This window comes from Streptomyces sp. NPDC086023 (genome assembly GCF_044540325.1).
GTDB lineage: Bacteria > Actinomycetota > Actinomycetes > Streptomycetales > Streptomycetaceae > Streptomyces.
The window spans coordinates 57,278-79,995 of sequence record NZ_JBITRX010000029.1 but is presented as its reverse complement, the minus strand read 5'-3'; the positions used below and the strand labels follow the sequence as shown (position 1 = coordinate 79,995).

Below are 22,718 nucleotides of genomic sequence, written 5' to 3'. Positions count from 1 at the left end.
GGAAACGCCCGGTTACATTCCGAACCCGGAAGCTAAGCCTTTCAGCGCCGATGGTACTGCAGGGGGGACCCTGTGGGAGAGTAGGACGCCGCCGAGCAATCATTGTGGGGAAGCCCCGCACCTGATTCGAAAGAATCGTGGTGCGGGGCTTTTCTGCGTTTCCGTGGACGTGGTGGTTCAGAGGCCCGTCACCGCGGCAATGGTGAAAGGGCCCGGGGTGCCGGGCGAGCCGAGGGGACCGCCCTTGTCGAACTGGGAGCGGACCACCAGGGTGCGGCCCCGGGTGTGGACCAGGGTGGTGGGGATCTCCAGCGAGGGGTCGGTGAAGGTGCGGACCAGGCGGGCCGCCGTGCCGTCGTGGTTCAGCTGCCAGCGGGTGAGGGTGTTGACCGTGTTGTGGGCCGCCCGCAGCGTGCCGTGGCGCAGGTCGAGGCCGTCCGCGTGGGCCATGTCGGCGCCCGTCAGGGCGACCTTGCGGACCGCGCCGTCGCGCAGGCCGACGCGGTAGAGGTCGCCGCCGGTCATGTCGACGACCAGGAGGTACCGGCCGGCGGGGTCGGCGACGATGCCGTTGAGGGTGAAGGTGCCGGCGGGGTGGGGCTCCAGGGTGCCGGAGAGGTCGTACCGCGGGGTGAGTTCGCCGGTGCCGCCGTGGGCGCGGGCGTACGCGAAGTCGGCCGGGGTGACCCGGTAGACCACCTCGCGGACGCTGTCGGTGAGGTACGCCGTGCCGTCCGGGGCGAGGGCGACGTCGTTGACGAAGCGGGGCGCGGTGTCGGGGACGTCGAAGCGTGCGAGCAGCCGACGGGTGCGTATGTCGTAGACCGCGACGCCCTTGGTCGAGTCGGTGACCCAGAGCCTGCCGAGCGGGTCCGCCTTGAGGCCGTTGGCGGTGCGGCGGCCGTCCGTGCCCGAGGGGAGGAAGACCTCGGCGGTGGGCCGGCCGGGTATCGCGCGGTAGACGGTGCCGTCCGCGTACGAGCCGACGTACACCGCTCCCGTGTACGGGTCGGCGGCGATGCCCTCCGGGTACACGGCCGCGCCGGGCAGGCCGTACGCCGTGGTGACGGTGGGCGCGGCCGGGGCCGTGCGGTGGTGGTCCGTGGGCCGGGCGAAGGCGGTCGTCGGGGTGAGCGCGGGCAGGGTGGCGGCGAGAAGCGCGGTGGTGGCGGCGGCCAGGGTGCAGAAGCGGAAACGCATGGGAGCCTTTCGGGTCTTCTTGCTCTTCTTGCTCTTCTTTGAGGGTCGGTACGAATGTAGATTAGAACTCTAATGATCGTCAATGGTCTTATCGTCATGACGGAGTGTCGGGGGCGCACGGCCGTTACGATGCGGAGATGACCTCCATGCCCGCCGCCGAGCGCCTCGGCTTCCACGTCAAGCGGGCCGAGCAGGCCCTTCAGGCGGCCAAGCACGCCGCGCTCAAGCCGGCAGGAGTAACGGTTCCGCAGTACGCTGCCCTGCTCTCGCTCGCCGAGAACCCGGGCATCTCGGCGGCCGCCCTGGCCCGCGTCTGCGGGGTCACGCCGCCCACCATGAACACCGTGCTGAAGAACCTCCAGGAGCGCGGGCTCATCGAGCGCACCCCCCACGAGTGGCACCGCAACGTGCTGGAGACCCGGCTCACCGAGGCGGGCCGGGCGGTGCTGGCGGAGGCCGACTCGGCGGCGATCCGGGTGGAGCGGGCCCTGGTGGAGGAGTTCACGGAGGCGGAGCGGGCGGCGCTGACCGGGATGCTGGGGCGGTGCGCCGCGGTACTGGACGGGGTGCGGCCGGAATAGGGGAGGCCTGCGCGTCTCCGTGGAGGGCCGGGGCCGGGGGATTCGTCACCTTCTGAAACCCGTGCGGCGTTTTGCTCGTCAGGCTGGATGGGACACCTCGTCCCTTCCTGTCCGTTCTGTCCTGAGGAGTCAAGGTCCGTGCAGCAGTACCCCGGCGGTGGAGGCCCGTCCGATCCGTACCCCGCGCAGCCGGCCGACGGGCGCCGGGACCGCAGGCGCCGCAGGAACAGGCGCACCGCCCGGGTGGCCAGCGTCGTCGCCGCCGCGCTGGTCGCGGGCGGCGGTGTGCTCGCGTACCGGCTCGACGCCTTCTCCGACAACGGAGAGCCGATGTCCTTCAACCAGCAGAACGCCGCCGACGAGACGGACGCAGGCGACCGTCCCGCCCGCCGCCCCGCCGGACCCGAGGTGTCCCTGCCCGCCGGCCCGGAGGCGCGCTTCGTACGGGCCAACCGCCTGCCCGACGGCACCGAGATCGGCAGGACCACCCTGCACGGCGGGAAGTCCGGCTTCACCGGCGACGTGTGGGTGTGGACGCCGAAGGAGTACAAGGACCCGCGGTACGCCAGGAGCGGCTTCCCCGTGCTGATCGCGCTGCCGGGCGGCCACGGGTACCCCACCAACTACTGGATGGGCACCGACCTCGGCCTCCAGCAGGCCGTCGCCGACGGGGTGAAGGCCGGAACGAGCCTGCCGTTCATCGTGGTCATGCCGGTGATCAACCCGGACCGGAAGTTCTACTACGACGGCTCCGACATACCCGGCCACCCCAGGATGGGCACCTGGATGGCCGAGGACGTCCCGGACTTCGTCAAGGCCAACTTCCGCACCTTCGCCTCGCGTGACGGCTGGGCCTTCATGGGCTCGTCCTCGGGTGGCTACGTCGGCCTCAAGCAGGTGATGGCGCACCCCGAGCGGTTCAAGGCGGTGATCGCCAGCGGGCCCGAGACCGCGCCCGACTCGCCGCTCTGGAAGGGGCACGAGAAGGAGAAGCGGGAGAACGACCCGGAGGTGCTGGCCCAGCGGATCATCGACCGCAAGGGGCCGGACGTCTACGTCAACTTCCAGATCGGCACCCGCGAGAACGGCCGGGAGAAGCTCGACCGGTTCGTGCGGAACTGGGGCAAGGGGCCGGTCCACACCACGGTGCGGGTGATCCAGGACGGCGCCCACAACGGCAGGGACTACGTGCGCGGCATGCGGGAGGGCTCGCTGGAGTGGATCAGCAGGGTCCTCCAGGCCCCGGTCCCCGGCCCGGCCGTGTCCGCCGAGGGATGACCGGGGTCGGCCGAGGGATGACCGGGGTCGGCCGAGGGATGACCGGGATCGGGCGAGGGGGCGTGTCTACGACGTGCCCGCCCGGCCGCGCCGCTCCGTGCTGACGATCACCACCACGCCGGCCACCACGATCGCGCCGCCCACCACGATGGGCCAGGTCAGCGCCTCGCCCAGGATCAGGGCGCCGAGCAGCACGGCCACCACCGGGTTGACGTACGCGTACGTCGAGACCAGCGACAGTGGCGCCGACTGGAGCAGCCAGGCGTACGCGGAGAAGGCGACCAGCGAGCCGAAGACGATCAGGTACCCGAAGGCGACCCAGGACCGCGTGGACACCTCGGCGAACGAGAACCCGTGCTGCTCGCCCCGGCCGAACGCCACGGCCAGCGAGGCGACCCCGCCGCCCAGCATCTCGTACGCGCTCGCCGTGAACGGGTTCTTCGGCATCGGCAGCCGCGCCGAGGAGAAGGTGCCGAGGGACCACAGCACGGTGCCGATCAGGACCAGCACCACGCCCCACAGCCTGATCTCGCCGCTCAGCCCCGGCAGCGTCAGCACCGCCAGCCCGGCCAATCCGACACCGACACCCGTCAGGGTGCGCACCGGTGGCCGGTCGCCGGTCGCGGCCCGGAAGACCGCCACCCACATGGGCACCGCGGCCACCAGCAGCGCCGCGAGCCCGGAGGGCACCGCGGTCTCGGCCAGGACCACCATGCCGTTGCCGCCGAGGAGCAGCAGCAGGCCCACCAGCAGGGCGGAGCGCAGCTGCGGCCAGGTGACGCGGAGGGCGCCGGGGCCGAAGCGCCAGGCGATCAGGCCGGTCATCAGCAGGCCCGCGACGAGGAACCGGCCGCCCGAGGAGAGGAAGGGCGGCACGGTCTCGACGACCACCCGGATGCCGAGGTACGTCGAGCCCCAGACCACGTAGACGATCAGCAGGGCGGCCCAGACGGCCCCGCCGAGGTGCCGTGCGGGGGTGGCCGTGGCAAGGGCGGCGGGGCTGTCCTTTGTTGTGCGCATGACGCGGAATCCTAGGGACCGGGCGAGCCGTAGTCGAGATTTCTGCCCGCTATCGGGCAGCGATGGCCGGGTTCGGGCCCCTGTCGGGGGTGGATCGCCCGTCCCGGCCACCTCAGGGGCCTCAGGCGTCGCCCCGCAGGAGGGCGTTCAGGTCGCGGTACTCAAGGCCGTCCGCGACCGCGCCGTACGTACCCGAGGCCAGCAGTTCGGCGGCCGCGCGCCGGGCCACGGCGTACGCAGCCTCGGCGACGGACGAGCCGAGGCTGACCCGCGCCACGCCGAGCGCGCCCAGTTCGGACACGCTCGGCGCGCCCGGGCCGACGAGGACGTTGAGCGGGGCCGGAATGCCCTTGGCCAGCTCCGCGACGACGGCCGGATCGGTGGTGCCGGGCACGAAGATGCCGCTGGCTCCGGCCGCGAGGTAGGCCTCGGCGCGGCGGAGGGTCTCGTCGAGGCGGGCGGGCCCGGTCTCGCCGAGGCCGAAGAGGTAGGTGTCGATGCGGGCGTTGACGTACAGCTCGGGGCCGGCGGCGGCACGGGCGGCGGCGAGGCGTTCGGCCTGGTCGGCCGGGTCGCGCGGGCCGTCCTCGATGTTGACGCCGGCCGCGCCCGCCCGTACGACGGCGGCGACCGTCTCGGCGACGCCGTCGGAGTCGGCCCCGAAGCCGCCCTCGATGTCCGCGCTGACCGGTACGCCGACGGCCGCGACGACCCGCCGGACCAGGTCCACCGCACGCTCCCGGCCCAGTACGTCGCCGTCGGGTGACCCGAGGCTCCATGCGACGCCCGCGCTGGTGGTCGCCACGGCGGGCGCGCCGGCGGCCTCGACGATGCGGGCGCTGGCCACGTCCCAGGCGTTGGCGAGGCGGAGCGGGGCGGCGGGGTCGTGCAGGGCGGCGAAGGCCTGTGCGGCCGAGGTGGTGGTCATGCGTCCGAGTCCATCAGGTGCGGGGCCCGGGCGCTGGCGATTTTCCGACGGGTATGTGTGGACGGGGCCTGCCGCCGGCCCCGTCCTTGGGGCCCTGGTCGGAGCCCCCTCAGGGCGTCAGCTCAGGACGTCGGCTCAGGACGTCAGCAGCTTCAGGTCGAAGCCCCGGCCCATCGCGCGGTAGCCCGCGTCGCCCGGGTGCAGGTGGTCCCCGGAGTCGTACTCGGCGCGCAGCCGGTCCGGGGCCTCCGGGTCGCGCAGGATCCGGTCGAAGTCGACCACCGCGTCGAAGACCTCGCCGGCCCTGATCCGTGCGTTCACCGAGCGGCGAACCGATTCGCCCTCCGCCGAGTAGCTCTTGTGCCCGCCGTACGGGGTGAGCGTCGACCCCACCACCAGCAGTCCGCGGGCTCGCGCCCGTTCGGTCAGCTCGCGCAGGCCGGCCACGATCTTCTCGGGTTCGGCGGGGCGCGCGGTGCGGCCGATGTCGTTGATGCCGAGCTCGATCACGACGACCCGGACCCCCGCACGGGACAGCACGTCGCGGTCGAAGCGGTCGAGGCCGCTGGGGCCGACCCCTTCGCGCAGGAGGCGGTTGCCGCTGATGCCGGCGTTGACCACGCTCAGGCGGGGGGTGGCGCCGTCCTTGCCGGGACCGGGACCGGGACCGGCGGCGGCACCGGCACCGGCACCTGTGCCGGTCCCGGTCGTGATGTCGGTGCCGGTGTCCGCGGTGGACTGCTCGTCGGCCCCGCCCTTGCGGAGCCGGTTCGCCAGTACGTCGGTCCAGCGCCGGTTCTCGTCCACCGAGGACATCGCGCCGTCCGTGATCGAGTCGCCGAAGGCCACGATCGCCCCGGCCGTCCGGTCCGTGCGCACGTCCACCGCGACCAGGTGTCGCCAGGCGGTGGTCCGGGAGTCGAACGGGTCGCCCGACTCGTCCTGCGTCCGGTCGCCGTCGGCCGCGTACGAGGTCTGGCGCGAGCCGGGGTGGTAGGTGACCGGGCCGCCCGGCTCCCCCGACGCCGGTGCGTACGTGCTGACCAGCAGGCCGGTGTCCGCCGGGACGCGCAGGCCGACGGCGTCGCTGGTGACCTCGTCGCCGGGCGGGACGGTGACCGTGGCCGCGCCGCCGAAGGTCAGCGGCGCCAGCGAGCCCCGCTCGGCGGCGGGGGTGGTGGCGCCGGCCGCGAGCGCGACGGTCGCGCTGCTGATGCGCAGGGGCTGCTCGCCGTACAGGTTCGAGAGGGTGATGCGGACCTGGTCGCCGCCGATGCTGGTGTGCACCACGTTGCGGAAGGTACGGCCGGAGTGGCCGCGCAGGTACGTGTCCGGCTCGGGGCCTACGGGCGCGGCCGACCAGGTGCCGACCCAGTGGGGGGTGAGCGCGCCGCCGCGGTCCACCGGGCCCGCGGTCCGGCCGGTGTTGCGGCCGGAACCCCGGGGGTCGTCGCCGTCGGCACCCCACAGGCCGACGAGGACCGCCGTGAAGATCCCCGCCACTCCGAGGACGACCAGCGCCACCAAGGCGCCGAGCAGGCTCCGGCGCTGCCGGGAATCGAAGCGGCCTGGGCTCGGGGCGGTCATGCGGGGGGTTCTCCTCCGGTGGCGGGTGGGGGGGCGGTACGCCGGAATGGGCGACTCCGGGAACTCGTGGCGCGCCCCGGGAGTCGGTCAAGTAGGCGACAGTGGCACTGCGACCAGATGCTATGCGTACGAACGGTACGGGAGCGGGCCGCAGCGCCATCAGGGGGGCGGGGGAAGGCAGGAGAGCGGTGGAAGGCACAGGTACGCCGGCACTTGGGGCGCGGCGCGAGGCGGAGCTCGGGGCCGGCGGGCCGGGTGCGGCCGGCGGGCCGGGCGTGGCTGGCGGGCCGGGTGGGATCGGTGGTGTGGGTGGTGCCGGTGGGCCGGGCGGGATCGGTGGTGCGGGTGGCGGGGGTGGCTCCGGTGGCCGGCGTGGTCCCGGGGGTGCCAGTGGTGCCGGCGGCGGGCCGCCGCGGGGCGGGCGCGCCGTCTTCGCGTACAGCGCCGCCGACGAGGAGAAGCGGCGCGGCGTACGCCGCATGAAGGCGACGGCCACCGGACTGCTGCTGCTGGTCGCCGTCGTCTACGCGCTCGCCAAGTGGGCCCAGAACACCGGCGCGGGCGCCTGGGCCGGTTACGTGGCCGCCGCGGCCGAGGCGGGCATGGTCGGCGCGCTGGCCGACTGGTTCGCGGTCACCGCGCTCTTCAGGCGGCCGCTGGGCTTGCCCATCCCGCACACCGCGATCATCCCGACGAAGAAGGACCAGCTGGGCGTCTCGCTCGGCGAGTTCGTCGGCGAGAACTTCCTCTCCTCGGACGTCGTACGGGCCCGGCTGCACGCCCTCGGGATCGGCGGCCGGCTCGGCGCCTGGCTCGCCGAGCCGAAGCACGCGGACCGGGTGACGGCCGAACTGGCCACGGCGCTGCGCGGCGCGCTGACGGTGCTGCGGGACTCGGACGTCCAGGCGGTGGTCGGCGAGGCGATCACGCGGCGCGCCGAGAGCGCGGAGATCGCGCCGGCGGTCGGCAAGACCCTGGAGCGCGTCGTCACCGACGGCGGCCACCGGCGGGTCGTGGACCTGGTGTGCGTGAAGGCGCACGACTGGCTGGTCACGCACGCGGACTCGGTGATGGACGCGGTGCAGGGCGGTGCGCCCGGGTGGACCCCGCGGTTCGTCGACAAGAAGGTGGGCGAGCGGGTCTACAAGGAGCTGCTGCGGTTCGTCACCGAGATGCGTGACATGCCGGAGCACCCGGCGCGCGGGGCGGTGGACCGCTTCCTGGCCGACTTCGCGGCGGACCTCCAGTCGGACACCGAGACGCGGGAGCGCGTGGAGCGGCTGAAGACGGAGCTGATCGGGCGCGGCGAGGTGCAGGACGTGATCGCCTCCGCGTGGTCCGCGGTCCGCTCGATGATCATCTCTGCGGCCGAGGACGAGCGCAGCGAGCTGCGGCTGCGGGTGCGGTCCTCGCTGATGTCGCTGGGCGCGCGGCTGGCCACGGACGGCCGCCTCCAGGCGAAGGTGGAGGGCTGGACGGAGGGGGCGGTGGTGTACGTGGTGACCAACTACCGCACCGAGATCACGTCCCTCATCACGGACACGGTGGCGGGCTGGGACGCCGAGCACACCTCCCGCAAGATCGAGGCCCACATCGGCCGCGACCTGCAGTTCATCCGCATCAACGGCACGGTGGTGGGCGCGCTGGCGGGCCTGCTGATCTACACGGTGTCGCGGGCGGCGGGGGCGTAGGGGCGCTGGACGGGGGGCGGACTTCGGTGCGCGCCGCGGCGGGGCGGGTCCGTGGTGGGCCCGCCCCGCCGTCCGCGTCAGCTCCCTAGAGCTCTTCCGGCTTCTCGCAGGACCAGTCCTCGTCCCCCGAAGGCAGCCGGTCCGAGACCAGCCAGGCCGCCGTGGAGACGACGCCGGCGGCGGCCAGCACGGCGGGCCACGCGCCGATCTTCTTCGCGAGCGGGTGCGAGCCGGCGAAGCCGGCCACGTACAGACCGCCCAGCGCGGCGGCGGCCGGGACGCCCGCGTACCGCTGCCACTCGCGCGCCGCCACCGCTCCGGCGGCGGCCAGTACCGCACCGCCCAGCGGCCGCTTGCGCGTCCACCGTGCGACGGCGTAGCCGCCGACCAGCCCGCCGGCGGTCACCGCTGCCGTGGGAATCCGCGCCATGGTCCATCCCCTCCCTGGGATCCGGTTCCTCGGACGCATTCGGAACATCCGAGGCTTTCGAGGCTAACGCGGACGCCGGGCGGCCCGGAGGGCGCCGGCCAGACCGAGGACGAGGACCGCGCCGCCGAGCACCGAGTCCGGCACGGCGTCCTGGACCGTCGGCGGCAGCAGGGACATCAGACCGAGCACGAGCAGGAACGCCACGGCGCAGCCGCCGACGCCGAGCAGGAGTCTGGTCAACAGGCCTTGGGACATGGGTGCTCCGGCTCGTCGTACGTACGAATTTCGGTCTGACACCCACTCAACGCGCGGGCGGCGACTGCGATACGGGGTGCGGGGGCACGGGGGCGGTGCCACGGCGTGGCGACGGCCGGGCGGGGCCGGGGCGGTGCGGCCGGGCGGGGCCGGGGCGGCGCGGGCGGGGTGGGCCGGGGCGGCGCGGGCGGGGTGGGCCGGGGCGGCGCGGGCGGGGTGGGGTCGCGGTCCGTAAAGGGCCAGCTCGGGACCGGCGTACAGAAGTCGGATTTGCCCCGCACCCTCCGGATCCGCGGACCTGGCCCCCCGGGAACCGCCCCGGCGTAGATTCGCTCTCCGAGAGGGGAGAAACGCCCCAAGCCGCCCAACCGGCGCTTACCGCGCAGGGAGTACGCACTTGACTCCTCCCCACCTGAGGGATGGGGATTCCCAGCTCACTTCGCCTGGCCCCCGGCGGGGGTACAGGTCTTACAAGATCAGCACTAGCCGGGTACGAGACCAGCCCGGACGAGCATGACGTGGGCGGAGTTCCTGTCCCTCGAAGACACGGTTCCGCATGCGGTGCACGTATACGTTCTCTCGGAAAGAGGTAGGCGGTGCTTGGCTCTCGCTCCGCAGTGCGCGCAGTCCATGGTGGTGTGCGCGGGGTGGACCAGGTCTACGGTGCGTCCGTGTTTGCGGGCCATCTCGACCAGCGCGGTCTTGGTGGCGCCGATCGCGGCGTCGGCTGCCTTGCGGGCCATGGTGGTCTTCGCGAGGAACTTCGGACGGAAGTCCTCCACCGCGAGCTGGTCGAAGTCGCGGACAACGGCCTTGGCCCACTTGCGGCCGGTGTCGGTCCGCTGCCGGGCGATCTTCTTGTGCATCTTCGCCGCCGCCCGGCGGGCCTTCTTGTAGCCCTTGGTGTCGGGCCGGTTCTTTGGGGTGCGGCGTCGGGCCATCTGCCGCTGGTAGTGCGCCAGCCTCTGCGCTGCCGTCTTCCCGTGCTGCGGGTGCGGCAGGTCATGGGCGTCGGAGGTGGTGGTAGCCGTCTCCCTCACGCCGCAGTCGATGCCGATGGCACGGCTGGTCTCCGGGAGTACCCCGTTCACCGTCGCCACCACGAACGACGCGTACCAGTGCCCCAGGCTGTCTCGGCAGACACGTACCGAGGACGGCGGCTCGGGCAGCTCCCGGGACCACACCACGGTCACGATGATGCCGCCCGCCAGGTGCAGGCGGCCGTCCTTGATCCGGAATCCCCGCGTGGTGTAGTTCAGCGACGGCGCGGCCTCACGCTTGCGCTTGATACGGGGCATCCCGGCACGCTGCCGCATCGGCAGCTTCGCCTTGATGTCCTTCAGCGCCTTGGTGCGGGACTTTGCGAAGTCCCGGATGACCTGCTGCTGAGGAACCGAAGCACCCTCACGCAGCCAGGTCATCGACTGCCGGGCCTCGGTCAGCATCTTGTCGAGCTGCGCCGGGCCACACGTGATCCGCTGTCCGACAGTCCTGTCCAGAGCGTGGACCTTGCGGGACATCGCCACACACTCGTTCCACACCCACCGGCAGCGCCCCCACTCCGCTTCCGAAGCGGTGCGGGCGGTGGACGACAGGCGCAACCGGTAGGTGTACCGGGCGTGCCCGGCCACCTGCTCGGCCATCGCGTCGGTCGTCATGAACCGCAACGTAACAGCCCCCACTGACAACGGAAGAGAGTGCAGGTCAGAACATATGCGAAGAGAACTCCGCCGCTTCGCGGCTCCGCGCCTAGGATCCGTTCTCCCCCGCAAGCGGGAGGTACCCCCACCCCCGCCTGAAGGCGGGGGCCTCCTGGAAGGAGTCCGGTGATCTGTTACGGACCGGCCGTCCTCGACCTCTCGGACGAACTGGTCGACGCGTACGCCGAGGTCTTCTCCGCCCCGCCGTGGAACGAGGATGAAGAAACCATTCGCCAGTTCAGCGGGCGCCTCCAGTCCGACGCGCGCCGCGCCGGCTTCCGCACCGCGCTGGCCCAGTCGGAGACGGGCGTCGACGGTTTTGCGACCGCCTGGCTCACCCCGGGGCCGTTCCCGACCGGACGCGCGTACGCGAGCGTCGCGGCGCAGCTCGGCGCGGACCGGGTGGCGGAACTGCTGGTCGGGGCTCTGGAGATAGACGAACTCGCGGTGCGCCCGTACGCCCGCGGGCGCGGCACCGGCCGGGCGCTGCTGGCCGAGATCACGGCGGACGCGCCGGACGGCCGGGCCTGGCTGCTGACCGCGCGCAAGGCCGCGGACACGGTGGCGACGTACCGGCGCCTGGGCTGGCACGAGGTGCCTCCGCTCCCCGGCACGGCCAACGGCGTCCTGGTCTTCCTCGCCCCGAAGCACCCCGGAGCCGCGTCCCAGGCATGACCCCCACCCGGCACGGGGCATACCGCGGGCATGATCACCGACAACGCACACCTCCAGCCCGCGATCCCCGAGGCGGCACCGGGCCACCCGGACACCGATGCCCCGACCACTCCCGTCCCGGAACCCACCAGGGCACGTGGCCCGGCACCGGGGCCGGGACCGGGGCCGGGACCGGGCCGGGACCGACCGCCGGCACCGGCATCAGGCCGCGGACCGGTCACGGCGCGAGTGCCCGGCGGCGGGCCGGCCCCGGGACCGGCGCCCGGCCGCGCGCTGCCCATGGGGCCGACGCGCCCAGCAAGGCGAGCAGCTGCCGCAGCAGCCGTCGGGAAGGGATCCGCGGCGGCATCAGCGGGGGCGGCCGCCGCGGCCGCAGCGGCAGGGAGGGCACCCGTACCCGTACCCGTACCCGCACGAGCCTCGGCCTCGGCACGGGAGCCGAACCACCTCGCCCGTCGGCAGCTCAACCTGGCCACCATCCATCAGCTCCGGCGGGCCGGTGTGTCGGCCGGCACGATCAGCCGCCGCACCCGCCCGGGAGGGCCGTGGCAGCGGCCGCTGCCCCGCGTCTGCCTGCTCCAGACCGGACCGCCCGACCCGCGCCAGCGGGCCCTCGCCGCAGTGCTGTACGCGGCCCCGGCCGACGCCGAGCCCCTCTCGGGCGCCGCCGCGGCCCTCACCGGCGGCGCGGCACTCGCACTGCTCGGCATCCGCGATGCCCCGGCCACCCCGGTGGACGTGCTGATCCGCGCCCCGCGCACGCTCCGGGCGACCGGGTACGTACGCCCCATGCCCACCAGCCGCTGCCCGGTCACGATGAGCGTCGACGGCATCCCCGTCACCCGGCCGGTCCGCGCGGCGGCGGACTACGCCCTGCGCGCCACCGACCCCGACCAGGTCCGCTCCGTACTGGCCAACACCGTCCAGTCCGGCTGGGTCCACCCGCACGACCTGTACGCCGAGCTACGCGCCGCCCGCGCCCTGAACCGCCCAGCCACCCGCGCCGCGGCCACGGAACTGCTGGCCGGCGTCCGCTCGATCGCCGAGGGAAGGGCCCGCGACGCCCTCGCCGCCTCCGACCTCCCGCCCCCGCTCTGGAACGCCCGCCTCTACACCACGGACGGCACCTTCCTGGCCACCCCGGACGCGTACTGGCCCGACGAGGGCGTGGCGCTGGAGGTCGACTCGGCGGAGTACCACTACACCCGCGACTCCTGGCACGCCACGCTCCTGCGCCGTCTCCGCCTGGAGTCCCACGGCGTCCTGGTGGCGAGCGCGACCCCTTCGATGCTTCGCGACGCCCCCGCCCTGATCGTCGAGGCCCTCCGTACCCTCCTCACCCTCACCACCACCCGCCCCACCCCCCTCACCATCCACGCCAGAGGCCACACCCAACTCCAGCTGCCGTTGCAGTAGGGAGGTGACCGACCTTGTCGGAAGGTGATCGACGGTGAGCGCCGGCTTGGCATCATGCCCTCATGGCTGAGCGATCAACTTCGATCTTCTTCGGTACTCCTGACGGGGTGGCCGAAGGCGACTGGTTCAAGGGGCACACGGAACTGCATGCGGCTGGCCTGCACCGCTTCAAGGGCCAGGGCATTTCCGGGACGTCCGAGACGGGTGCGGATTCGATCGTCCTGTCCGGCGGTTACATCGACGACCGGATCGAGCACGACCGGATCGTCTACACGGGCATGGGCGGTCGAGACCGGGATTCGGGCCTCATGGTGGCGGACCAGACGCTCGGCGAGCGGGGGAACGCCGCCCTCGTCGTCTCGCAGGCGCTCGGGCACCCCGTACGGGTCATCGAGGGGCTCGGCATCTCGAACGGCAAGCGGCGCCGGGCGATGAAGGGCTACGAGTACCGAGGGCTCTACCGCGTGGCCGAACACTGGATGACCGTCGGCCAGGAAGGCTTCCGCATCTGCCAGTTCGAGCTGCGGAAGCTCGCGCCCGGCGAGCTTCCCACACCACAGGCGGTCGACCCGCTGGAAGGCGCCCCGACCGACCTGGAGGAGCAGGTCCGCCGCTACATCTCGCAGGACCGGCTCGTCCGGGACTCCAAGATCGTGCGCCAGGTGAAGCGGATGTACGACAACACCTGCCAGGTCTGCCAGCTGCGCCTCGTCGTCTCACCGAGCGGCGAGGCCTACAGCGAGGCGGCGCACATCCAGGCCGTGGGTAAGCCGCACAACGGCGAGGACAGGCTGGAGAACCTGCTCTGCCTCTGCCCCAACTGCCACGCGCTCTTCGACCGTGGGGCGCTGCACCTTTCCGACGACCTGGACGTGCTGGACGGGTTCAGCGGTGAGTTCCGCGCGACGCTCACCCGTGCCCAAGGGCACTTGATAGGGCTGGAGTTCGTGCGCAAGCACCGGGAACGCTGGGCACCGCGGTCCGAGTAGGGGTCAGGGGGCGCCGTGGCAGGTTGCGTACGGGCGGGTCGAGGCGCACCAGCACGGGGAGGACGGGGCGGGGGGCCAGGGGGTGGCCTTGCCCCGGGCTGCCAGGGTGGTGGCGTATTCGGCCAGGAGGGACGGGGAGGACGGGGAGGTCTTCTCGGAGGCCGCGAAGGCTTCGTACGAGGGGACGCTGCCCGTGACGATGCCCAGGTTCGGGGTGCCCGAGGAGGCGAGGTCGCGGAGGGAGGCCTCGATCTGGGTCAGGTGCGCCTCGTGGGACGGGTATTCCGCCTGGAGGGCGGGGTACGAGGTGAGGAGTTCGGTCAGTTCCGCCGCCGGCCAGTGCAGGACGGCCACCGGGAACGGGCGCGAGAGGGCCGCGCGGCGGTCGCCGAGCTCCGCCCGCAGCCGGGCGATCTCGGCGCGCAGCTCGGTCGGGTCGCTGGAGCCCAGGGCCCAGATGCGCTTGGGGTCGTGGAGCTCGTCCAGCGGGATCGGTCCGGTGTGGCGGGTGTCGGCGACCATGTCCCAGTCGTCGTGCGGGAGGCCGAGGAGGCGCCGTACCCGGTGGCGCCCGGTGAGCAGGGCGGCGGATGCCGTCGAGAGGGGTTCGTCCTCGCTGATCAGGAGGGTGGCCGCCTCGGTGAACGCGGCCTGCGACTCCGCGAGCTCGTCGTGGGCTTCCAGGGCCTCGGCGATGACCTCCCAGGGCGCGGGGTCCTGGGGGGCGGCCGCGCGGATGCCGGCGATCAGCGCGCGGGCCTCCGCCTCGTGGCCGTACTCCCACAGGTTGGCGGCCTGGAGTGCCTTGATCAGGTGCGGGTTCGCGGGGGTGCCGGCGAGGAGGCGGTCGTACAGGGCGCTCGCCCGCTCGCGTTCGTCGGCGAGTTCGAGATGGGCCGCGGCCTGGAGGATGAGCGGCTCCTGGTCCTCGGGGTAGCGGGAGGCCGTGCGCAGCAGGCGATCGGCTTCGGCGACGTGCTCGTCAGGCGTATCGGGGCGCATGGTCAACACCGTACTGCCGCGGGTCGGTCTGCCGCTGGTCAGTTGGCGCGGGAGGTTCTAGGGTGCGCCCGGCGGAAGGGGGAGCCGGTGCGGGAGCGGGTTCCGGTCGTCGTACAGGGGCGGCGTACGCGGTACGTGACGCTGCGCGCCTCCCGCGGGTCCGGCGGGCGGGGTGGGCCGGGTGGTTCGGGTGGTTCGGGCGGGCCGGGCGGGCCGGGCGGTGGGTCCGGGTGGGCCGGGCTCCGGTGGTCCTCGCTCCGACGCGTGGGGGCCGGCCGGCTGCTGTGGGCGGGCGCCGAACTGGCTGTCACCTGCGGGCTGGTGCTGCTGTTGCTGGTGGTGCACCAGCTGTGGTGGACCAACCGGGAGGCGCTGGCCGAGGCCCGCGGCCAGGTACGGGCCCTGGAGAGCCGGTGGGCCGCCGGGCCCGCCGAGGCGCCCGGGGGAGCCGTGCCGGTGGAGCCGGGCGGCGCCGAGCCGGTCGTCGAGCCGGGGGCCTCGCCCTCGGCGCGGGCCGCGGTGCCGGTCGGCGGGGGGCGGGCGCGCGTCGAACCGCCGCGCAGGGAGGAGGCGTACGCCGTGCTGCGCATCCCGCGCCTCGACGTGGTGGCGCCGGTCGCGCAGGGCGTGGGCAAGCGGGCGGTGCTGGACCGGGGTTACGTCGGGCACTACGTCGGTACCGCGCAGCCGGGGCAGCCGGGCAACTTCGCGCTGGCCGGCCACCGCAACACCCATGGGGAGCCGTTCCGTTACGTCAACCGGCTGCGGGCCGGCGACCTGCTGGTCGTCGACGTGCGCGGCCGGCGGTACACGTACGTGGTCGACAAGCGGCTCGACCAGACCTCGGCGCGGGACGGCGGGGTGATCGCTCCCGTGCCGCGCAGCGTCGTCCGGCCGTCGTACGGCTACTCCGCGCCCGGCTCGTACATCACGCTGACCACGTGCACGCCGGAGTTCACCTCGAAGTACCGGCTGGTGGTGTGGGGGGTGTTGAGGTCGTCGGTCCCTCGGTAGCCGCGGGTCTTCAATGCTTCGATTTTCGTGGGCGCGGGCGGGCAACCGGATTCGCGGTTGTGTGGTCTTGAAAGGTGAAGGGGTGAGACGGGTCGGCAGGGGAGGGGACGTGATGGCACGCGACGGTGAGCGCGGAGCGCTGTTCGGGCTCCTCGGTCTGTTCGGCCTCGGTGGTCTGTTCGGCCTCGGCGGTCTGCTGGGGCTTCTCGGGGCGTTCGCCGCAGACGGCTCGCTCGGCACCGCCGTCGCCCTGGCCGCCACGGCCGCCGTCGCCACCGCCATGGCCTGTGCGGTCCTGGCTGCGCGCGTCGTCCTCACCGTGCCGCCGACCCGAATACGCACCGCGATACGGGACAGGGAACAGCGCACGGCCTTCCTGCCACAGCGCGATCCCGACGCGGCCGGCCGCTCCCGGCCCAGGGCCCCAGGCCGTCCTGCCCTGACGGCCGCGTAGGGGCGCGTTCACGGACCTGAACCGGGAAGGGTAATTCCGCTTCCCTTTCCCGTGGGTCCCGGGATCGTCATCCGGATCTCCTGTCCGGATCCCTCATCCCTTCTTCTCCAGCACCGCGCCCCCGCGGCTCGTCGCGCCGACATCCCATGCCGGAACGCAGGACGAGACCCTTCGGAGGGCCCGTATGTCCGTCTTCTCGACCCTTGTCACCTCTCTCGCCGGGTTGCTCGACCCGGTCTTCGCCACCGCTGCCACCGCCGCGGCGATCGTGGTGTTCACCCTGCTCGTACGGGTGGCGCTGTACCCGCTCAACCGCTCGGCGTTCCGGTCGCAGCAGGCCCGGGCGGCCCTGGCCCCCGAGGTGGCCGAGCTCCGGCGCCGGCACCCGGCACCGAAGGACGCCGAGCGGCTGCGCAAGGCGGTGCTCGAACTGCACGCGGAGGCGAAGGTGTCCCCGTTCGCGGGGCTGCTGCCGATCTTCGTGCAGCTGCCGGTCTTCTTCGCGATGTACCGGGACTTCTCCTCCGACCGGATCGGGGGAGAGGTGAACGCACTGCTGGACCACCGGCTGTTCGCGGCGCCGCTCGGCTCGCGGTGGTCGGACGCGCTGGGGGAGGGCGGCCTCGTCGGGGCGCAGGGCCTGGTCTTCCTCGGGCTCTTCGCCGCCATCGCCGCCGTGGCCACGTGGACGGTGCTGCGGGCCCGGCGGGCCGGCGGACTCGCTGCGGCCGTGCCGGAGCTGGGGGCCGCCGGGTCCCGGACGTGGAGCGGGGGGCAGGCCGGGGGCGGTGGCGCTCCTGGTGGTGCGACGGGTGGTCGGTTCGGTGCTGGTGCTGGTGCTGGTGCTGGTGCGGCGGTCGGCTCCGCCGGTGCGGGTGCGCTGCCCGGGGGTGAGGCCCTGCAGAAGGTCGGCAGGTGGCTGCCGCTGCTGGCCTTCGGGACCGTGGTCACCGCGGCTGTGGTGCCGCTGGCCGCCGGGCTCTACCTGCTCACCACCACTGCCTGGACGGCGGCGGAGCGCGCCTGGCTCCAGTGGCGCTGGGAGGCGGCGGCCCGTACCACCGGGACGGGGGCGCGTTCCAGTCTGTGAACGGGGTCTTGCGGATTGAGCGGTCTTCTTGGAGGATCAGCCAATCCTCCGATGGCCGCAACCCATCGTCCGGCCCGGGGCATGTCCACGGGTCGACCACCCACGACCACGGGAGAATGCCCATGAAGCTGCTGCGAGTCGGCCCGGCAGGGGCCGAGCGCCCCGCGCTGCTGGACCAGGACGGGACCCTCCGGGACCTGTCCGGCCTCGTCACGGACGTCGACGGAGCCCTGCTCTCCGACGAGTCGGTGCTGTCCCGGGTACGGGAAGCGGCCGCCGCGGGCGGGCTCCCGGCCCTCGATGCGGAGGGGCTGCGCACCGGCGCTCCCGTGGGCCGGATCGGCAAGATCGTGGGCATCGGGCTGAACTACCACGACCACGCGGAGGAGATCGGCGCCGCTGTACCCGAGGAGCCGATCATGTTCCTCAAGGCGCCGGACACCGTGGTCGGCCCCGACGACACCGTGCTCGTACCGCGCGGCAGCGTCAAAACCGACTGGGAGGCCGAGCTGGGCGTCGTCATCGGCAGCACCGCCCGCTACCTCAACTCCTCCGAGGAGGCGCTGGCCCACGTCGGCGGCTACGTCCTGGCCCACGACATCTCGGAGCGCGAGTTCCAGATCGAGCGCGGGGGCACCTGGGACAAGGGCAAGAACTGCGAGACCTTCACGCCGCTCGGCCCCTGGCTGGTCACGGCCGACGAGGTCGGCGACCCGCAGAACCTGGGCGTCCGCCTCTGGGTCAACGGCGAGCAGAGGCAGGACGGCACCACGGCCAAGCAGATCTTCCCGGTGGGCGAGGTCGTCCGGTACCTCAGCCAGTTCATGACCCTGTACCCCGGCGACGTCATCGTCACCGGCACCCCGGCGGGCGTGGCGATGGGCCAGCCCGAGCCGAAGCCTTACCTGCGGGCCGGCGACGTGGTGGAGCTGGAGATCGATGGCCTGGGCCGTCAGCGGCAGGAGCTCAAGAACGCCTGATCGGTGGTTGGGGGCCGGGGCCGGGCGGAGTCGGGGCCTGGGTCGGTGGCTCGGGGTGCGGTGTTCCCTGAGGTGCGTATGCCCACGCGCCCCGGCCGGCGGGGTGCCGGGGCCGCCGGCTTCGGGCGGCTCCGGCTTCCGGCCGGCGGGTCAGAGGTCGACCGTGATGCCCTCGGCCGCCGAGCGGCGTGCTGCCTCCAGTACGTCGAGCGCCGCGGCGGCCTCGTACGCGCTGACCGGGTTCGGCCCGGCGCCGCGCAGGGCGGCCGCGACGGCCGCGTAGTACGCCGGGTAATCGCCCGGTTCCGTCGGTACGGGCGTGCCGCCGCCGGTCAGCGGCGACTCGCCGGAGCCCAGCCGGCCCCACAGCCCCTCGGCCTCCACGCCCCAGGGTGAGCCGGGGGTCGGACGCTTGCCCTCCCGCAGCGCCGCCTCCTGCGGGTCGAGGCCGTACTTCACGTACCCCGCGCCCGCCCCGAGCACCCGGAAGCGGGGACCGAGCTGCGCGGTGGTCGCGCTGACGTAGAGGTGCGAGCGGACGCCGGACGCGTGGGTGAGCGCGATGAAGGTGTCGTCGTCGGTCTCGGCGCCGGGGCGGCGTACGTCGGCCTCGGCGTAGACCCGCACCGCCGGGCCGAAGAGCACCAGGGCCTGGTCCACCACGTGGCTGCCCAGGTCGTAGAGCAGCCCGCCGATCTCCTCGGGCGCGCCCGACTCGCGCCAGCCGCCCTTGAGCTGGGGACGCCAGCGCTCGAAGCGCGACTCGAAGCGCTGCACCTCGCCCAGCTCGCCGCGCTCCAGCAGGCGGCGGAGGGTGAGGAAGTCGTCGTCCCAACGGCGGTTCTGGAAGACGGACAGCAGCAGCCCGCGCTCGTCGGCCAGGGCGGCCAGCTCCCGGGCCTCAGACGCCGTCCCGGCGACCGGCTTGTCGACGACGACCGGGAGCCCGGCCCGGAGCGCGGCTGTGGCCAGCGGGACGTGGGTCTTGTTGGGCGAGGCGATGACGACCAGGTCGAGGGCGCCGGGGTCGTCGAAGAGCGCTTCGGGGGTCTCGGCGAGCCGCACGCCCGGGAACTCGGCGCGGGCCCGCGCCTGGCGCTCCGGATTGCGGGTGACGATGGTGTCGAGGACCAGCCCGTCCGTGGCGGCGACGAGCGGGGCGTGGAAGACGGAACCGGCCAGGCCGTAGCCGATGACGGCGACGCGGAGGGGGGCGGGCGTTGTCGTGGACGTCATGCACCTACTTAAGCAACGCTGTTGCCAAAGTGCAAGGAGCGGCGACAATGGGCTGGTGAGTCAGGTGATGCAGGGGAATCAGGGTGGGGCGGGCGAGGCGCGGGGCGGTGGCGGGCGCGGCGTCGGTTCGGGCATGGGTTCGGGGGTGGGTCCGGGCGTCGGCCCGGGTGTCGGTTCGGGCGTCGGTTCGGGGGTGGGTCCGGGTGTCGGTTCGGGGGTGGGTCAGGGCGTTGGCCCGGGTGTCGGTTCGGGGGTGGGTCAGGGGGTGGGTCCGGGTGCCGGTTCGGGTCGGGGTGCCGTGGTGCGGGCCGGCGTGAACCTGCCGGGCCTGCGCGGACACAACGACGCGCTCGTCCTGGGGCTGCTCCGCGAGGCGGGCGAGGCGGGGGTGGACCGGCTGGAGCTGGCCGGTCGTACGGGCCTCACGCCGCAGGCCGTCAGCAAGATCACCGCCCGGCTGCGGGAAGAGGGGCTCGTGGTCGGTGCCGGACGTCGGGAACCGACCGGCGGCAAGCCCCGCACCCTGCTGCGGCTGGTGCCGGAAGCGGGCTGCGCGCTGGGGGTCCAGGTCGACCGCGACGAGTTCCGGGTGCTCCGCGTGGACCTCGCGGGGCGGGTGGCCGAGGAACGCGGCGGGCCGCTGGACTTCGGCGCGGGCGCCGCCGAGGTGGTGCCGGTCGTCGCGCGCGAGGTGGCCGCGATGGCCACGGGCCCGGGGGTGCTCGGGGCCGGGGTCGCCGCTCCGGGGCCGCTGGACCACGCCACGGGTGTGCTGGGCCGGGTGACCGGTTTCCCCGAGTGGGAGGGCGTCGACCTGCGGGCCGACCTCGCGGGGGTGCTCGGTCCGGAGCTCCCGGTGGTGCTGGACAAGGACACGAACGCGGGCGCGCTGGGCGCGGGTGGCGCGGGGAGCGGAGGTACGGGTTCGTTCGCGTACCTGCACGTGGGTACGGGCCTGGGTGCCGGCCTCGTACTGGACGGCACCCTGCACCGCGGGCCGCGCACGGGCGCGGGGGAGTTCGGCCACCAGGTCCTGCTGCTGGACGGGCCCGAGTGCGGGTGCGGGGCACGGGGGTGCGCCGAGGTGCTGTGCCTGGACGCGGTGGCGCGGGGCGATCTGCCGGGGGCCGCCAGGGTGCTGGGGGCGGCGGCGGCCAATCTGGTGGCCCTGCTCGACGTCGACCGGGTGCTGCTGGGCGGCCGGGTGGTGGCGCGGGCGCCGGACGTCTTCGCGCGGGGGTGCGCGGAGGTACTGCGGGAAAGGGCGCTGGGTGCGTACGAGGTACCGGTCGTGGTGGCGCCCGGGGACGCTGTGGCGCGGGGTGCGGCGGAACTGGTGCTGGGGAGGGTGTTCGGGGCGGGGGTGTAGGGGTGCGGGGGTGTAGGCGTGGGGTGCTGCCGGGTGATGGGTGCTGTAGATGGGGCCGGGGCCTTGGCCTGATGGTGCGGGCCGTTCCTGGCCTGGCGGCCAGGGGCGGTGGTCAACGGTGATCCCGTGGACATGTCTTCTGGATTGCGCCTCCCGGTATGCCCACTGCTTCAACCGGAATGTCGGCTACAGGCCTTCATGCGCCTCCCGGCACCGTCCCTCTGTAGCCGGCTCATGCGTTCAGAAGAGCGTGGCTGAGCTGGCTGGTGGGCTGATGGAGGCTCCCGTGCACCGGATACCGTGTCACGGTTTCGTTTGGGCGCACCTTCTGTGGCTGATGTTCACGACTACCGGATTTCGATGGTTGCTGCCGTCTCGGACCTCAGCCACAGAAGGTGCGCCCACGCGAAAGGCGCGGACGATATCCGGCGCACGGGAGCCTCCCTCAGCCACCCACCATCAGCAACCACGCTTCTCTGAACGCATGAGCCGGCTACAGAAGGTAGGACGGCGAAGCGCATCAAGGCCTGTAGCCGCATTGCCGGGCAAGTCAATCGCGGTACCGGGAGGCGCACTCCAGAAGACATGTCCCCGGGCCCACCGTTGACCACCGCCCCCGGCCGCCAGGCCGGGCACCACCCGCGGCCATCCCGCCACGGCCCGCACCGCAAAGCCCCTCTGAGCCATCCGGGGGTAATTGATCGGCGCCGGGAGCGGGGTGGCGTGTGGGCGTGCGGGGATGGGTGCGGGGCGTGGCAGGGTGCCGGGTAGGACCGGGTGATTGTCACCTGGTCAGACCATCGTCCGGCGATCAGCGAAGGTGCCCATGCGAACGCGGAACGCCCTGGTCCTGTCCGCCGCCCTCGCCGTGACCGCCATGGCTCCCGCCGCTTGCGCCGCCGTGGTGCCGGCCTTCACGTCCCCGGCCGCGGTGGCGGTGCAGCTCGCCGCCGCCCCCGGCCTGGCGCCGGACGCGCCCTCCGCTCCCGCGGTGCCCCGGCCGGCCCCCGCGGGTGATGCTCCCGTCGGTGCCCCGCGCGACGTCGGGACCGGTGGCGGGGCCAAGCCCGCGCCCGCGCTGCCCTCGCGGATCCAGCCCAAGTGCGGGGACGGCAAGAGTGCCGAGTTCCCCATCGGGGCCCGGATCCGCGGTGGCCCCTCGGTGTACCGCAGCGGCGGTGGCGCGCAGACCTGGTACCTCGACCTCACCAACACCACCCGCACGACCTGTGAGGCCGTGCACCCGGTGGTCGTGTTCACCGACCGCGACCGGGCGCTCAAGGCCCGGCACCTGCTGATGGACTTCACGGACCGGGGCACCGGCCGCACCCACGCGGTGACGCTGGAGCAGAGCGACGAGGACGAGGTCATCGCCGTCTTCGACGGCGGCGGCGACGGGTTCCCGGGGTTCACCATCCCGCCCGGCGGCTCCGTCACCGTCACCGTGCACCTCGGCTTCACCGAGGATGCTCCGCCCGGGGAGGTCGTCGCGGACGCCGCCCTCGTGCAGCGCAAGGCCGACGACGGCGACTGGGTGGGGGAGAGCGGCGGCTACCGCTTCACCGTGGAGGGGCCGGAGGAGCCGGCAGGGCCCGGTGCTGCCGGCTCCCTCGCGAGCACCGGACCCGGTACGGGCGAGCGGGACGCGGTGTTCGCCGGTGCCGCCGCCGTGCTCGCCGTGTCCGGCACCGGTCTCCTGGTCGCCGCCCGCCGGCTGCGCCGCCGCTGAGCGGGGCCGGGTCCTCCCGCCCCACCGGGGCCGTCCCGCCCCCCAGGCCGTCCCCCCGGCCCCCCGACCGTGCGCTCGCCGGGCCGCCGTAGGG

The 22,718-nt window shown here is 73.6% G+C and carries 20 protein-coding genes, 1 rRNA gene and 1 pseudogene; 13 read left to right on the top strand and 9 right to left on the bottom strand.

All coding sequences use genetic code 11. The features are described from left to right. Positions 1-97: ribosomal RNA gene (gene rrf / locus ACIF6F_RS34730) — 5S ribosomal RNA — on the top strand; the annotation flags it as partial. Between the two features lie 80 nt (positions 98-177). Here the strand turns inward: rrf and ACIF6F_RS34725 are convergent. After that, on the bottom strand, positions 178-1,200 hold the full coding sequence (locus tag ACIF6F_RS34725; protein ID WP_399956685.1) for an SMP-30/gluconolactonase/LRE family protein: 1,023 nt from the start codon (positions 1,198-1,200) through the stop codon (positions 178-180). A 137-nt stretch (positions 1,201-1,337) separates the two neighbouring features. Between ACIF6F_RS34725 and ACIF6F_RS34720 the strand changes: the two genes are divergently transcribed. Together ACIF6F_RS34720 and ACIF6F_RS34715 are read left to right on the top strand one after the other, a co-directional pair. Further along, positions 1,338-1,781, top strand: a complete 444-nt coding sequence (locus tag ACIF6F_RS34720) for a MarR family winged helix-turn-helix transcriptional regulator (protein WP_399956682.1) — start codon at positions 1,338-1,340, stop codon at positions 1,779-1,781. A 138-nt stretch (positions 1,782-1,919) separates the two neighbouring features. Beyond that, positions 1,920-3,059, top strand: a complete 1,140-nt coding sequence (locus ACIF6F_RS34715) for an alpha/beta hydrolase (protein WP_399956679.1) — start codon at positions 1,920-1,922, stop codon at positions 3,057-3,059. A 66-nt stretch (positions 3,060-3,125) separates the two neighbouring features. On the opposite strand, the gene ACIF6F_RS34710 is transcribed toward ACIF6F_RS34715, so the two are convergent. The 3 genes from ACIF6F_RS34710 to ACIF6F_RS34700 form a co-directional block, all read right to left on the bottom strand. Continuing rightward, entirely contained in the window at positions 3,126-4,079 is a 954-nt protein-coding gene (locus ACIF6F_RS34710; RefSeq protein ID WP_399956676.1) for an EamA family transporter, read from the bottom strand. 121 nt (positions 4,080-4,200) lie between these two features. Beyond that, positions 4,201-5,007 (bottom strand): isocitrate lyase/phosphoenolpyruvate mutase family protein, encoded by an 807-nt coding sequence (locus tag ACIF6F_RS34705; protein ID WP_399956673.1) that lies wholly within the window; start codon positions 5,005-5,007, stop codon positions 4,201-4,203. 135 nt (positions 5,008-5,142) lie between these two features. Continuing rightward, complete coding sequence (locus ACIF6F_RS34700; RefSeq protein ID WP_399956670.1) at positions 5,143-6,594, bottom strand: SGNH/GDSL hydrolase family protein; 1,452 nt, start codon at positions 6,592-6,594, stop codon at positions 5,143-5,145. Between the two features lie 122 nt (positions 6,595-6,716). On the opposite strand from ACIF6F_RS34700, the gene ACIF6F_RS34695 reads away from it, so the two are divergent. Then, a complete protein-coding gene (locus ACIF6F_RS34695; RefSeq protein ID WP_399956666.1) occupies positions 6,717-8,285 on the top strand; it encodes a DUF445 domain-containing protein in 1,569 nt (522 codons plus the stop codon). 85 nt (positions 8,286-8,370) lie between these two features. On the opposite strand, the gene ACIF6F_RS34690 is transcribed toward ACIF6F_RS34695, so the two are convergent. From ACIF6F_RS34690 to ACIF6F_RS34680, 3 genes and pseudogenes are all read right to left on the bottom strand, one after another. Beyond that, positions 8,371-8,715 (bottom strand): hypothetical protein, encoded by a 345-nt coding sequence (locus ACIF6F_RS34690; RefSeq protein ID WP_399956663.1) that lies wholly within the window; start codon positions 8,713-8,715, stop codon positions 8,371-8,373. A 63-nt stretch (positions 8,716-8,778) separates the two neighbouring features. Then, positions 8,779-8,955: a hypothetical protein gene (locus tag ACIF6F_RS34685; protein ID WP_399956660.1), complete on the bottom strand. Its 177-nt coding sequence runs from the start codon at positions 8,953-8,955 to the stop codon at positions 8,779-8,781. Positions 8,956-9,412: 457 nt separating this feature from the next. Then, positions 9,413-10,628: pseudogene (locus ACIF6F_RS34680) on the bottom strand (RNA-guided endonuclease InsQ/TnpB family protein); the annotation flags it as partial. A 168-nt stretch (positions 10,629-10,796) separates the two neighbouring features. Here ACIF6F_RS34680 and ACIF6F_RS34675 point away from each other — a divergent pair. The 3 genes from ACIF6F_RS34675 to ACIF6F_RS34665 all read left to right on the top strand — a co-directional run bounded on the left by ACIF6F_RS34675 (position 10,797) and on the right by ACIF6F_RS34665 (position 13,750). Then, positions 10,797-11,345: a GNAT family N-acetyltransferase gene (locus tag ACIF6F_RS34675; RefSeq protein WP_399956657.1), complete on the top strand. Its 549-nt coding sequence runs from the start codon at positions 10,797-10,799 to the stop codon at positions 11,343-11,345. Positions 11,346-11,846: 501 nt separating this feature from the next. Further along, positions 11,847-12,761 (top strand): hypothetical protein, encoded by a 915-nt coding sequence (locus tag ACIF6F_RS34670; protein ID WP_399956654.1) that lies wholly within the window; start codon positions 11,847-11,849, stop codon positions 12,759-12,761. Between the two features lie 62 nt (positions 12,762-12,823). Beyond that, positions 12,824-13,750, top strand: a complete 927-nt coding sequence (locus tag ACIF6F_RS34665) for a YDG/SRA domain-containing protein (protein WP_399956651.1) — start codon at positions 12,824-12,826, stop codon at positions 13,748-13,750. A gap of 3 nt (positions 13,751-13,753) precedes the next feature. Here ACIF6F_RS34665 and ACIF6F_RS34660 read toward each other — a convergent pair whose 3' ends face one another. After that, complete coding sequence (locus ACIF6F_RS34660; RefSeq protein ID WP_399956648.1) at positions 13,754-14,752, bottom strand: tetratricopeptide repeat protein; 999 nt, start codon at positions 14,750-14,752, stop codon at positions 13,754-13,756. A 264-nt stretch (positions 14,753-15,016) separates the two neighbouring features. Between ACIF6F_RS34660 and ACIF6F_RS34655 the strand changes: the two genes are divergently transcribed. From ACIF6F_RS34655 to ACIF6F_RS34640, 4 genes are all read left to right on the top strand, one after another. After that, on the top strand, positions 15,017-15,766 hold the full coding sequence (locus tag ACIF6F_RS34655) for a class E sortase (RefSeq protein WP_399956645.1): 750 nt from the start codon (positions 15,017-15,019) through the stop codon (positions 15,764-15,766). A 112-nt stretch (positions 15,767-15,878) separates the two neighbouring features. Then, positions 15,879-16,220 (top strand): DUF6412 domain-containing protein, encoded by a 342-nt coding sequence (locus ACIF6F_RS34650; RefSeq protein ID WP_399956642.1) that lies wholly within the window; start codon positions 15,879-15,881, stop codon positions 16,218-16,220. Positions 16,221-16,404: 184 nt separating this feature from the next. Then, the gene (locus ACIF6F_RS34645; RefSeq protein ID WP_399956639.1) at positions 16,405-17,310 is read left to right on the top strand and encodes a YidC/Oxa1 family membrane protein insertase; all 906 of its coding nucleotides are present in this window, start codon (positions 16,405-16,407) and stop codon (positions 17,308-17,310) included. Positions 17,311-17,432: 122 nt separating this feature from the next. Then, a complete protein-coding gene (locus ACIF6F_RS34640; RefSeq protein ID WP_399956635.1) occupies positions 17,433-18,290 on the top strand; it encodes a fumarylacetoacetate hydrolase family protein in 858 nt (285 codons plus the stop codon). A gap of 150 nt (positions 18,291-18,440) precedes the next feature. On the opposite strand, the gene ACIF6F_RS34635 is transcribed toward ACIF6F_RS34640, so the two are convergent. Then, positions 18,441-19,526 carry a Gfo/Idh/MocA family oxidoreductase gene (locus ACIF6F_RS34635; RefSeq protein ID WP_399956631.1) on the bottom strand — a complete coding sequence of 362 codons (1,086 nt, stop codon included), beginning with the start codon at positions 19,524-19,526 and terminating at the stop codon, positions 18,441-18,443. Positions 19,527-19,839: 313 nt separating this feature from the next. Here ACIF6F_RS34635 and ACIF6F_RS34630 point away from each other — a divergent pair, with 313 nt between their 5' ends. Together ACIF6F_RS34630 and ACIF6F_RS34625 are read left to right on the top strand one after the other, a co-directional pair. Further along, positions 19,840-20,895 carry an ROK family protein gene (locus tag ACIF6F_RS34630; RefSeq protein WP_399956628.1) on the top strand — a complete coding sequence of 352 codons (1,056 nt, stop codon included), beginning with the start codon at positions 19,840-19,842 and terminating at the stop codon, positions 20,893-20,895. A gap of 826 nt (positions 20,896-21,721) precedes the next feature. Then, positions 21,722-22,624 carry a hypothetical protein gene (locus tag ACIF6F_RS34625; protein WP_399956625.1) on the top strand — a complete coding sequence of 301 codons (903 nt, stop codon included), beginning with the start codon at positions 21,722-21,724 and terminating at the stop codon, positions 22,622-22,624. Positions 22,625-22,718 lie beyond the last annotated feature (94 nt).

What these genes read in the sequence shown, in the direction of transcription:
- ACIF6F_RS34725 (WP_399956685.1), bottom strand. Translation starts at nt 1,200, where the DNA reads ATGCGTTTCCGCTTCTGCACCCTGGCCGCCGCCACCACCGCGCTTCTC.
- ACIF6F_RS34720 (WP_399956682.1), top strand. Translation starts at nt 1,338, where the DNA reads ATGACCTCCATGCCCGCCGCCGAGCGCCTCGGCTTCCACGTCAAGCGG.
- ACIF6F_RS34710 (WP_399956676.1), bottom strand. Translation starts at nt 4,079, where the DNA reads ATGCGCACAACAAAGGACAGCCCCGCCGCCCTTGCCACGGCCACCCCC.
- ACIF6F_RS34705 (WP_399956673.1), bottom strand. Translation starts at nt 5,007, where the DNA reads ATGACCACCACCTCGGCCGCACAGGCCTTCGCCGCCCTGCACGACCCC.
- ACIF6F_RS34700 (WP_399956670.1), bottom strand. Translation starts at nt 6,594, where the DNA reads ATGACCGCCCCGAGCCCAGGCCGCTTCGATTCCCGGCAGCGCCGGAGC.
- ACIF6F_RS34695 (WP_399956666.1), top strand. Translation starts at nt 6,717, where the DNA reads ATGCGTACGAACGGTACGGGAGCGGGCCGCAGCGCCATCAGGGGGGCG.
- ACIF6F_RS34690 (WP_399956663.1), bottom strand. Translation starts at nt 8,715, where the DNA reads ATGGCGCGGATTCCCACGGCAGCGGTGACCGCCGGCGGGCTGGTCGGC.
- ACIF6F_RS34665 (WP_399956651.1), top strand. Translation starts at nt 12,824, where the DNA reads ATGGCTGAGCGATCAACTTCGATCTTCTTCGGTACTCCTGACGGGGTG.
- ACIF6F_RS34660 (WP_399956648.1), bottom strand. Translation starts at nt 14,752, where the DNA reads ATGCGCCCCGATACGCCTGACGAGCACGTCGCCGAAGCCGATCGCCTG.
- ACIF6F_RS34650 (WP_399956642.1), top strand. Translation starts at nt 15,879, where the DNA reads ATGGCACGCGACGGTGAGCGCGGAGCGCTGTTCGGGCTCCTCGGTCTG.
- ACIF6F_RS34645 (WP_399956639.1), top strand. Translation starts at nt 16,405, where the DNA reads ATGTCCGTCTTCTCGACCCTTGTCACCTCTCTCGCCGGGTTGCTCGAC.
- ACIF6F_RS34640 (WP_399956635.1), top strand. Translation starts at nt 17,433, where the DNA reads ATGAAGCTGCTGCGAGTCGGCCCGGCAGGGGCCGAGCGCCCCGCGCTG.
- ACIF6F_RS34635 (WP_399956631.1), bottom strand. Translation starts at nt 19,526, where the DNA reads ATGACGTCCACGACAACGCCCGCCCCCCTCCGCGTCGCCGTCATCGGC.
- ACIF6F_RS34625 (WP_399956625.1), top strand. Translation starts at nt 21,722, where the DNA reads ATGCGAACGCGGAACGCCCTGGTCCTGTCCGCCGCCCTCGCCGTGACC.